Raw genomic sequence first — 11,216 nt, forward strand, 5'->3', positions numbered from 1 at the left:
CTCTAGAAAGTCAACTAATAATGAAAATTATTTTTAACCCTTCCTTCTAAAACCCAACTCAATCAATTCAACCAAGTCATTGTTTTATCAGAAGTTTTAATCCTCATCACCGCCGATGGATGTGCATTCTACAGTATTTCACATACGACGCAACCCCTTTTTTTAAAGTTTTTTATTGTATGGGTGTTTTTTCTACGAAAATCATTAAAAAAATGTTTTTTTATCTATTTTTTAATCAATTTTAATTATTTTTTTCACAATTAAAGCATTTTGGTAATTTATTTTTCATTATCACTGCTGAAAATTTAGTCCACATTTTTTAATTTTCGATTAAAAAAGAAAAACCGCATCAATTTGATGCGGTAAATCCAATACTTTGTGAAGTTTTATATTTAACAGCCATTTCTTCATGTAAGTGTTGTAGTACAGCATTTACATTTTTGAAGGGCTGAAAACACGCTTGACGGACAATGACAGCAAAGTCTCCTGCACAAAGACGATTTAATCCTTGTAGCTGTGTTTTAATTTGAGCTTCGTCTATTTCAAGATTTAATTGTTGGCAAACATTTTCCAATAAAGCAAAACGCTGTGCGTAGGTTAAAAAATCAAAGTGCATTTTAAAATCGAAACGACGTAAAGCAGCTTGGTCTAATTCTTCAAAACGGTTGGTTGTTGCAACAACAATCCCGTTAAAACTTTCCATTTGAACCAAGAACTCGTTTACTTGTGAAATTTCCCAAGACTTACTTGCTTGTCGACGATCTTGTAATAAGCTGTCAACTTCGTCTAACAATAATACGGCTTGCTGCTCTTCAGCTTCAGCGAAAGCTTGTGCTAAGTTTTGTTCAGTTTGCCCAACCCAAGGTGAAATTAAGTCAGAGCCTCTCTTGATCAGCAAAGGCTGGTCAATGAATTCAGCCAACCAACGTGCAAATGCCGTTTTACCTGTACCTGATGCACCATATAAACATAAACGACCAAAGCCATGGCGTTGAATTCCTGTGGCAATGTCTTTTAAGTTAGAGGGTGTATTGATATAACTCAGGTCATAAAATTGTGGCAAAGCATTACTGTCTTGTAATTTAACTGCACGAAAACCTTGCGCCTTTAATGTATTTGAAATTAATTTCGTCATACTATTGGGTAGCGCTAAATCGTCATTGTGCATTTTTGCCATTTTCGCAACTTTATAACTACGATTTAAAATCGCAGGTGAAAGCTGTTCGATATTTGAAAATGCTTCTTGATACATTGGATCTAATTCATGACCGCATTGTTTAACAATAAAGTTCATACGTTGCTTTTTCGGCGGTACTTTTATTTCCAAGACCATATCAAAGCGACGAATAAATGCAGGATCAAGCTGATCAGAATTAGACACCCAAATTGTAGGTGTTTGGTTTTGCTCTAAAATACGATTTACCCAAGCCTTACGACTCTGGGCAGTACTTTTCATTCCCATTCCATTTTCAGTATCATTAAATACATCTTCAACTTCATCAAACATCAATAAAGCAGATTGGCTGTCAAAAATACATTGTGCTGCACGATAAGCACATAAACGCCCTGTTGCAGAAATGGCATCACCATCCGCATCTTCATAAGAAATTTCAAAAAGTTGTACCGCTAACTCAGCAGCTAAGACTTTACATAGCTGCGTTTTACCTGTACCTGAGCTTCCATAAAGGAAGATATTTACACCTTTTTGTTTGGTATTTTTGACTTGTTTTAAATAAGCCAGCAATAAATTTAAATCTTTTTGTAGATGAGGATAATCTTGAATCGTAAGTTCAGCCCTATCACTTTTATTAATCGTACCTGTGAATAAATCCATCACATCATTGGCTTTAACCAGTAATTTATCCACCAATTGATTTGAGACTAAACTTAATTTAATACGTAAATAATTACGGTAATACTGCTGTAAACTGACTAAACCACTACGATGTAATCGCCCTTGTGTAGAGAGTGCTTGACGAATTTCTTCATAAGGCACATCCAACACAATCGCTAATGCACGTAAGGTTTTAGACGCTGTTAACTCGCCCAATGTATCTGCAATATCATCTAAAAGCTGTTCGCTATTGAGTAAAATCACAAAACCTAAAATCAGACTTTCAACATCATTTAAATCTAAAAGCTGTTGTAATAATTTAAGATTAAATTGTAATTCTTCACTAAATTGAAATGGCTGATTTAAATGCTGCTGTTCAATATTTTGATGAAGCTGTTTAAGTTCTTGATAGGCAGCTTGCTCGTTAAATTGATCATTTAACAAAGGTTCAGAAAAGCCCAACTGTTTTGCAATCCACTGATTATTAAAACAATTGTCTGAAATAAACTCTTTTGCACCACCTAATTCAACTAAAAAACGAAAAGCCCATAGCTTCGCCAATGGATGAATTTCAGTAAAACTCTCCATCTCACCTTGTTGCACATCATTGGCAAAAGGTTGATTTACATATTTATTCATATTTTCACTAACAATTTTTTAAATGTCAGTACGCGCGTCATTTTTCATTAAAACAACGTACTGAAAGCATTTATATTCTTTAAAAAGTTTTTAAATTTTTCACGCAATTTAAAGCGTTCAGTTTTATATGGTTTTATTGCAAACCAAAGTGCATAACTACAGTTAACAACATGATTTTTCTCCCGAATATTCCAAATACAATTCTGCTGTTTTGGATCAAATAAATGGCGGGTTAAATCAAGATATTATGGTCATCCTGCAACCAGTTAAGTGTGAAGATATCTCTTGTCAAAGGCAACGTACAAGATGAATAAAGGTTAAATTTCAATTGGAATCATTATTGATCAAAGCCACAATGGCTGATTTTGGCGTTATCTTAATTGCTCATTTTTCAAACTTCAAGTTTTTTTCTGTATAAATACAAAAATCCTGACAAAGCAGGATTTTTGTACACATTTTTTTTTATTTGGCTTTATCTACAAAAAGTTGGGTACTGTAATTTTCAGTTGATAATTTATTAATTTTCTTTTGCCCTGTTTGCCCTGACAAAGCTTGCGTATATTTCAAAAATGCTTCCGCATAATCTAAACCCACATTCGTACGACGTGCACCTGTAATTGTGCTTAGAGTGGTATAGCCATCTTTACCATTTGCTAAAAAATCAATCGTCACGATTTTATAAGTTTTATTCAAATCTAATGCTTCATATTTTCCTGTTGCATTACGTACTTGTATTTGACTTAAACGTTGTCCTTTATTTTTATTAAAATCAACGTTCCAACGCAGCCCACCTGTATAAGGGTAGCTTCCTGTATTATTTTGTACAACGACGCTATCAATCGCATCCTCTAGCGTTGCTTTGACTTCTGTACCTGTCATATTGAGCTGTACTAAGGTATTTTTAAACGGTAAAACGTTATAAATTTTCCCTACAGTAACATCACCTTGTGCAACATCTTCTCGTACACCACCACCGTTTTGGAAAGAAATATCTGCTCCAAAAAATGCTTTACCTTGTTGCAAGAAAGCTTCAGCAATTATTTGTTGAATATCGCCACCATGTTGATCAACATGGCTATTTTTATTACAAATATCACCTAAAGTTGAGCGTCCTACATCACGTTGTGTTCCTGGTACACGACGAGAACAAAGATTATCCGTAGCCTGTCCAACCACTTCTTCTGCAAATTTTTGTTTTTGAATCTGATAAGGTTTTAAAAGACTTAATGTTTTAGAGTCTGGTTGTATAAAATCTAATGGTGCTTGATCTATTTTTATCTGATTTTTAATGATATTTTTCTCATTTTCAGAGACATTGATAATTTCACTACGTGTATAGGCTTTTTGTTGTTCTATATTTTTATTTTGATTGTATTTTTTTAAATTTTCATTGTACTTTTGAATATCAACTGTGCGTTTAATATCATCACCGAGTAATACATGCGGTGTACCACTACAACTTTCTATTTGACCTTTAGGATTAAATTTTACGTTTAATTCACCAACAATATTGCTATATTCCCATGCCTGTGCAATACACACCAAATCCCCATTTTTATTTTTAAGTTGGGTCGGATAATCACCTTCTGGGCTTAAACTATATTTTTCCAAAATTTTTGGACCTAATAAAGTATGTGAATCTCCGCCAATAATGACATCTACATCCGTCAAAGATGTCGCTAATTTTTGGTCTAAATCATATCCAACATGAGTTTGTAAAATAATATTATGAATGCCCTGCGCTTTTAATTGATTTATTTCTTTTTGTGCTGTTTCAATTTCATCAGCAAATAAGGTATCTGTATTTGGTTGTGAAGAGTTTTTTGTTTTATTTGCGATGGTTAATCCAATTACAGCAAACTTTACACCATCTTTTTCAAAAATTTGTGATTTTTGAATGCGTTGTGTTTGGTATAAAGGTGAAGATGCACCAAAAGTCACATTAGCAGATAAAATTTTTGTTTTATTTTCACAAGTGCCTTGATCTAAAAAATCTATAAACTTTTTCAAACCTGCATCAGTTGAGTCAAATTCATGATTTCCTGGTGTAAAAGTATCAAAACAAACGCTATTCATAGCATCTGCATCTGCCTTACCCTCTGTCAAGTTATAATATAAATCGCCTGTTGTTGCATCGCCTGCATGCATCTTAAAAACATTTTTCTTTTCTGCTTGAACTTGATGAATAAAAGCAGCCACACGTGCAAAGCCACCTTTACTTGCATTAAATTCTTCATCGCCTTTGCCAACATTCATTTTTAATGTAAAGCCATCTTTATCTTCGTCTAAATGAGAGTGATGGTCATTAATATGTACGATATTCAGCTCTAAATTTTTATTTTGAGTGGGTGGTGTAATGACTGTCACATTATCTTTATCATCATTACATGCTGTCAAAGTCACTGATAATGCTAAAATAACCAACGTACTTTTTTTATTTGGAAGATGCATTTATATTCTCTAATCGCTATAAATTATGTTTCTAGTGTGCAATTTATATATTTCGATTTAATGAATATTATTTAAACAATCTTCAAGTGATTTAAAATTGATTTAATATTTTTCATGTCAATATTTACAACATTTTTTTAAAATTAAAAACAATATAAATCAGCATATTAAAAACAAAAAAATGATCTTTAATAAAAAAATCTATTGATTATTCAATATATCCAAAATGATCTTGTCAGGTATTGAAGCTCTCATTATGAAATTATATTGACCATTCAGCGTTTAATATTTGATCATTATCACATTATTATGTTAAAACAGATAAAAACTTATGAATTCAATTGGATAAAAGTTTAGGGAATAAAAATGAAAAGAAATTTATTTTTAGCCTGTACTTTCGGCATTTTTATGTCTCCTACAGTACAAGCAAAACAAAATGTCTGTGTATTTGATCTTTTAGGTAAAGCAGGTGAATCATACAAAGTTATGGAAGAATGGGCTTTGGCTGCTAAAGCTTGGGGAGCAGATATCAATTTAATTCCTTATAAAACAGAAGAACAAGCAGATAATGACTTCAAAACTGACAAATGTGATGCCGTTGCAATGACTTCAATGCGTTCACGTGAATACAATAAGTTTGGCGGTTCAATTGATGCTGTAGGCAGTGTTCCTACTTATGCTATTGCACAAAAAGCGATTGCTTATGCGCTAGATAAACGTAATGATAAGCGCCTCGTGTCTGTTAAAAATGGCGTAAAATATGAATTAGCAGGCATCAGCCCTTTAGGCATGGCTTATATTTTTGTTCGTGATCGCAAAATTGACTCATTTGACAAAGCAAAAGGGATTAAGTTTGCGTATTTACACTATGATATCGCTCAAAAAGCTGCTGTAGATCGTGTGGGGGCGATCGGTGTTCCCTCTGATTTATCTAACTTTGTAAAAAGATTTAATTCAGGTGAAGTTGATTCAGTACCAGCACCAGCTTATGCCTTTAAACCTTTAGAAATCCAAAAAGGCTTAGGCGCGAAAGGTGCGATGTTTACTTATCCTGTCATGCATGTCACAGCTGATGTTATTATTAAAGCCGATCAATTTCCAAATAATTTTGGCAGCCAATCACGGGCTTGGTCTTTAAAAAGAATGCCACAAACCTTTAAATTGATTGAACGTTTAGAAGCAGAAATCCCAGCCAAATATAAACTTAATATTTCAAAAGAAGATGAAATCAAATACCAAAAATTATTAAGAGAAGTACGTATCGAACTTATTGAACGTGGTGTATACGATGCAACCATGATGTCTGTACTCAAAAAAGCACGTTGTACTGTGGATCGTACCAACTTTGAATGCTCTTTACCTGACGAATAAAGCTGAAAAATTTGTCTACTTTTTTGTTCTCTTCATAAATCTGTCATGAATTTTTTAGCTTTTGACAGATTTTAACTTGAAACAATGTAAGTCAAAACATATTTACTTGTAATAAGAAATATACGAAGACATTCAATTTTTTATATCATTTTTTGTTTTTTTAAATGCTTTAATTGTGATAAGCGTAAAATTTCAAACAAAAGTGAATAAAATACAAAAACTTATTTCACAATAATTTTTTACAACTGCTTACTATTACTGTGAAAAATAAAATAATGCAATGGTAGAATATATACAAAAAAATGGAGTAAAAGCTCTATTTTTTTTAAAAAAATTTGATTAAGATTGCGTTTAAAAGAAACTCCAATTATGGACGTATAATTGACAAGGATCAAAATATGAAAAAAATAGCTTTAGCTGCTGCAACAACAATCATAGGTTTAAGCACAACAACTGCAAATGCAGCAATTGATATTTGTGTATTTGACTTATTAGGTAAATCTGGTGAATCTTTCCAAATGGCACAAGAATGGGCTCTTGCTGCTAAAGGCTGGGGTGCTGATGTTAACTTAATCCCTAAACAAGATGAAGCTGTTGCTGATAACGACTTTAAAGCAGGTAAATGTGATGGCGTATTCATGACAGCAATGCGCGCACGTCAGTATAACAAATTCGTTGGTTCAATCGATTCTTTAGGTGGTGTACCAAGTAACGGTATTGCACAAAAAGCAATTACTTTTGCTTTAGATGCTCGTAATGCTGGCAAAATGGTATCAAACTTAGGCGGCAAAAAATATGAAGTTGCTGGTATTGCACCACTAGGTTCAGCTTTCATTTTTGTACGTGATAAAAATATTGACTCAATTGAAAAAGCGGCAGGTAAAAAGTTTGCTGTTCTTGGCTATGACCAAGCTCAAAAAGTCATTGTACAACGTGTAGGTGCACAAGCGGTTATTTCAGATATCTCAAACTTTGCTGCGAAATTTAATAACGGTCAAGTTGATATGATTGGCGCACCAGCATATGCTTATAAACCTTTAGAATTAAACAAAGGTTTAGGTACCAATGGTGCTGTATTTAACTTCCCAGTGATGCAAATTACGGCTGATTTCTTGATTCGTCCAGAGAAATTCCCAGCAGGATTTGGTCAAAAATCACGTGACTACTTCATTAAAAACTTACCAAAAAGTTTTGCTATGATTAGCCGTTTAGAATCATCAATTCCAGCAAAATACAAAGTAAATTTAACTGCTGATGATAAATTGAAATATCAAAAAATGATGCGTGATGGTCGTTTAGAGTTAACAAAAATGGGCGTTTATGACCCTGCAATGATGTCAGTATTGAAAAAAGCACGTTGTTCTGTCGATAAAGCGAACTTCGAATGCTCTTTAGCTGGCGAATAATATTGATTTAAAAAGAAAAACCCAGAATTCGTTCTGGGTTTTTTTAATTTTATTTTCTGTCATTTAAGTCATTGTTGAATCAATGATTAAGTCTTAATCTTGTATAAAATTGATATTTTAAGCTGATTTATTTTTTGCTTCGTTGAAAAGTATATCCAATAAAAAATGCAGAATTTAAGCCAGCAATATCAACCTAGTTCTATTTTTGAATGAAAAAAATATTCAATTCAACATAGAACAAAACAATAAATTGATCATGGAAAGGAAAAAATAAAATGCAATGGTCTAAGATGCTCTTAGTTACAGCAGGCTTATGTGCAGCGGTGTCAACTGCTCAGGCAAAACAAGTCATCTGTGTATTTGATTTGGTGGGTAAAAATGGTGATGTTTTTAATTTAATGAAAGATTATCAGCTTGCTGCAAAAGCTTGGGGCGCTGATATTGAACTCAAAGTAAATCAAAACGAAGGTGTTATCGCAGAAGATTTTAAAGCAGGTAAATGTGATGGTATCAGTGTCACAGGTATGCGTGGTCGCCAATTCAATAACTTTACAGGATCACTTGATGCTATTGGTGCCATCCCCGACCTCAATCTTGCTGTTAAAATCATGCAAGGTTTAACATCTCCAAACTTTGCTAAACATATGGTCAATGGTCAATATGAAGTCGTCGGTGTCATTCCTGTAGGTGATGCCTTCCTCATGGTAAATGACCGTAATATTAATACTGTTGCGAAAGCAGCAGGTAAAAAAATTGCAGTTTTAGACTATGACCAAGCACAAAAAATCATGGTGCAACAAGTAGGTGCACAAGCCGTTAGTGCTGATGTCACAAACTTTGGAGCAAAGTTTAATAATGGACAAGTTGATATTATTGGTGCTCCAGCAGCCGTGTTTAAACCTTTAGAGTTGCATAAAGGTCTGGGCTCAAAAGGTGCGATTGTGAATTATCCGATCTTACAGGTCACAGGTAATTTAATTATTCGCACTGATAAATTCCCAGCAGGTTTTGGTCAAAAATCACGTGATTGGGTACGTTCACAGCTGCCTCGTGCATTTACGATCATTGGTAAAATGAAAGCTGATATTCCTGCTAAATACTGGATGCAAGTACCTGAATCAGACAAAGCTGGTTATCAAAAATTAATGCGTGAATCACGAATTAGTTTGACCAAACAAGGCGTCTATAGCAAACCAATGATGAAACTTTTATGGCAATTCCGCTGTAAAAATGACCCTAAAAACTTTGAATGTGCATTACAAGATGAGAACTATAAATAATTTTAGTTTAAATCCGATAAATTTAGTCTGATTTTACTTTAAAGTCGACTCACTGACCATATATTGAGTATGCTATACTAAATATATGGTCTTTTCATTTAAGCCATTTGAATTTGAGGAACAATCGCATGAATGCCCAAGCACTTGAGCTCACAGACAACGCTGCAAATAAAGTTCGCCAACTTCGTGATAGCGAAGGTAATCAGGATTTAATGTTACGTGTCTATGTAACAGGTGGTGGATGTTCTGGCTTTTCTTATGGTTTTAATTTTGCAGAAAATATGAATGAAGATGATGCAGAATTTATAAATGGCGATGTCAAAATGTTAGTTGACTCCTTAAGTTACCAATATCTAGTTGGTTCAAAAGTTGATTATATTGAAGGCTTAGAAGGTTCTCGCTTTATTGTTGATAATCCAAACGCAACAACAACTTGCGGTTGTGGATCTTCATTCTCTATCTAATTTTTGTTTTAAAAATAAAATCTCCCCTATTCTAAGAACTAGGGGAGATTTTTTTATTCATCAATTTTAATAAATAAAAACTTTATAAGAATCAGATCATTAAACTTTGGCAACTACTGATGCACTTGCATTAATTTTTTCAGACTCATCATCATTCATAATTAAAGCGACAGCAATTGCAGTAATGAGAACAGGTAAACCAACAGCCATAAAGTTAAAATGCGCAGGTAAACTCATTCCGAGTAAACCACCAATTAAAATAGGTCCAACAATCGCACCCATACGACCAATTGCAGAAGACCAGCCAATTCCTGTAGAGCGAATTGCCAATGGATAATATTGTGCAACATAACTATACAACAGCATTTGTGAGCCAATAGATGCTGCACCAGCTAAAAAGACTAAAATATATAAAAGAAATTGGTTGGATTGAAAGCCCATCAAGCTCATTACAATCGCCCCCATAATTCCTAAACACATTAATACAGGTTTCAGATGGAAACGATCAGCCAAAATCCCTCCTCCCACAATCCCAACAACTGCTCCGACATTCATCACCATCATGAACATCAAGCTATTATCCATTGAATAACCTGCTGCCATCATCAATTTTGGCAACCAGCTACTCAAGGCATACATTGTCAATAAACATGTAAAAAATGCTAACCAAAACAAAAGCGTATTTGTTGCACGTCCACGACGAAATAAACTAACCACATTCGCTGCTTCAGGCACCTCAACTTTTGGCAAAGTAAAAGTCGTCTTTTGAGTGACAGTTAAATTTGGTGCAAGACGGCGCACAATACTACGCGCTTTTTCTTGCTTATTTTCTTTCACAATAAATGCTAAAGATTCAGGTAAGAACTTCCAAATCACAGGTAATAAAAATAAAGGAATACCAGCAATAAAGAACATCACTTGCCAACCAAAACTAGGAGTAAACCATGAACCTAATAAAGCAGCCATGACGCCACCCACTGCATAACCACTAAACATTGTTGTTACTAATGTACTGCGCATTTTAATTGGTGCATATTCAGAAGTTAATGCAACCAAGTTTGGCATTACGCCGCCAATACCTAAACCTGCTAAAAAACGTAAAATTGCAAATTCAGTTGGATTTGAGGCAAAGCCTCCAGCAAATGTTAAACCACTAAATAACACAATACAGATCATAATGACTTTTTTACGCCCAATTTTATCAGCCAAAGAGCCAAAAAACATTGCGCCAAACATCATGCCTGCTAATGCAGTACTCGCAAGCATCCCTGCTTGTACTGCACTTAAACCCCAATCTTGCATTAATAAAGGTAACACTACTCCATTAATTGCTAAGTCATATCCATCAAATAAAATAATCAATAAGCACCAAGCCACTACATTGAAGTGAAACGGGGTAAATTTCGCCTTATCGACTACAGAATTAATATCTATGTTTTCCATTGTCATCGTTCTCATCTCCCATGAGTACTTGTCCAGATTTCTCACATGAATTTTCAAGTAAAATTCAAGGTCGGCGCAATATACGCAAGACAAAGTTTATGAGCAATTAGACATAGGGATAATAAAAATTTATAGATATATAAAAATAGTAAATATATGATTTTTAATTTAAAAAATATAAATAAACAATCTTCCTTTATGCTGTATTATTTTCTAATTTTCGCTTTCCTTCTCTCATAAAAAAAGCCCCCTCGCTTTGAGGGGGCTTTTAGATTTAAAAGCTGGCGATGACTTACTCTCACATGGGTAACCCCACACTACCATCAGC

At 34.0% G+C, this 11,216-nt stretch carries 7 protein-coding genes; 4 read left to right on the plus strand and 3 right to left on the minus strand.

Annotation, left to right across the window (positions count from 1 at the left end):
* Positions 1-349: 349 nt before the first annotated feature.
* Positions 350-2,473 (minus strand): AAA family ATPase, encoded by a 2,124-nt coding sequence (locus HX124_RS17215; protein ID WP_286384312.1) that lies wholly within the window; start codon positions 2,471-2,473, stop codon positions 350-352.
* Between the two features lie 462 nt (positions 2,474-2,935).
* Complete coding sequence (locus HX124_RS17220; protein ID WP_286384310.1) at positions 2,936-4,924, minus strand: 5'-nucleotidase C-terminal domain-containing protein; 1,989 nt, start codon at positions 4,922-4,924, stop codon at positions 2,936-2,938.
* A 366-nt stretch (positions 4,925-5,290) separates the two neighbouring features.
* Between HX124_RS17220 and HX124_RS17225 the strand changes: the two genes are divergently transcribed.
* The 4 genes from HX124_RS17225 (at position 5,291) to erpA (ending at position 9,445) form a co-directional block, all read left to right on the plus strand.
* Complete coding sequence (locus tag HX124_RS17225; RefSeq protein ID WP_286384308.1) at positions 5,291-6,295, plus strand: putative solute-binding protein; 1,005 nt, start codon at positions 5,291-5,293, stop codon at positions 6,293-6,295.
* A gap of 398 nt (positions 6,296-6,693) precedes the next feature.
* Positions 6,694-7,701: a putative solute-binding protein gene (locus tag HX124_RS17230; RefSeq protein ID WP_107010025.1), complete on the plus strand. Its 1,008-nt coding sequence runs from the start codon at positions 6,694-6,696 to the stop codon at positions 7,699-7,701.
* A 275-nt stretch (positions 7,702-7,976) separates the two neighbouring features.
* Positions 7,977-8,981, plus strand: a complete 1,005-nt coding sequence (locus HX124_RS17235; protein ID WP_107010026.1) for a putative solute-binding protein — start codon at positions 7,977-7,979, stop codon at positions 8,979-8,981.
* Between the two features lie 128 nt (positions 8,982-9,109).
* Positions 9,110-9,445 carry an iron-sulfur cluster insertion protein ErpA gene (erpA, locus tag HX124_RS17240; RefSeq protein ID WP_107010027.1) on the plus strand — a complete coding sequence of 112 codons (336 nt, stop codon included), beginning with the start codon at positions 9,110-9,112 and terminating at the stop codon, positions 9,443-9,445.
* Between the two features lie 99 nt (positions 9,446-9,544).
* Here the strand turns inward: erpA and HX124_RS17245 are convergent, their stop codons facing one another.
* Positions 9,545-10,894, minus strand: a complete 1,350-nt coding sequence (locus HX124_RS17245; RefSeq protein WP_286384306.1) for an aromatic acid/H+ symport family MFS transporter — start codon at positions 10,892-10,894, stop codon at positions 9,545-9,547.
* Positions 10,895-11,216 lie beyond the last annotated feature (322 nt).

Source organism: Acinetobacter sp. 226-1 (assembly GCF_030329325.1).
GTDB classification, from domain to species: domain Bacteria; phylum Pseudomonadota; class Gammaproteobacteria; order Pseudomonadales; family Moraxellaceae; genus Acinetobacter; species Acinetobacter sichuanensis.

Coding starts and splice junctions, on each gene's coding strand:
- HX124_RS17215 (WP_286384312.1), bottom strand. CDS start 2,473: ATGAATAAATATGTAAATCAACCTTTTGCCAATGATGTGCAACAAGGT.
- HX124_RS17245 (WP_286384306.1), bottom strand. CDS start 10,894: ATGACAATGGAAAACATAGATATTAATTCTGTAGTCGATAAGGCGAAA.
- HX124_RS17220 (WP_286384310.1), bottom strand. CDS start 4,924: ATGCATCTTCCAAATAAAAAAAGTACGTTGGTTATTTTAGCATTATCA.
- erpA (WP_107010027.1), top strand. CDS start 9,110: ATGAATGCCCAAGCACTTGAGCTCACAGACAACGCTGCAAATAAAGTT.
- HX124_RS17235 (WP_107010026.1), top strand. CDS start 7,977: ATGCAATGGTCTAAGATGCTCTTAGTTACAGCAGGCTTATGTGCAGCG.
- HX124_RS17225 (WP_286384308.1), top strand. CDS start 5,291: ATGAAAAGAAATTTATTTTTAGCCTGTACTTTCGGCATTTTTATGTCT.
- HX124_RS17230 (WP_107010025.1), top strand. CDS start 6,694: ATGAAAAAAATAGCTTTAGCTGCTGCAACAACAATCATAGGTTTAAGC.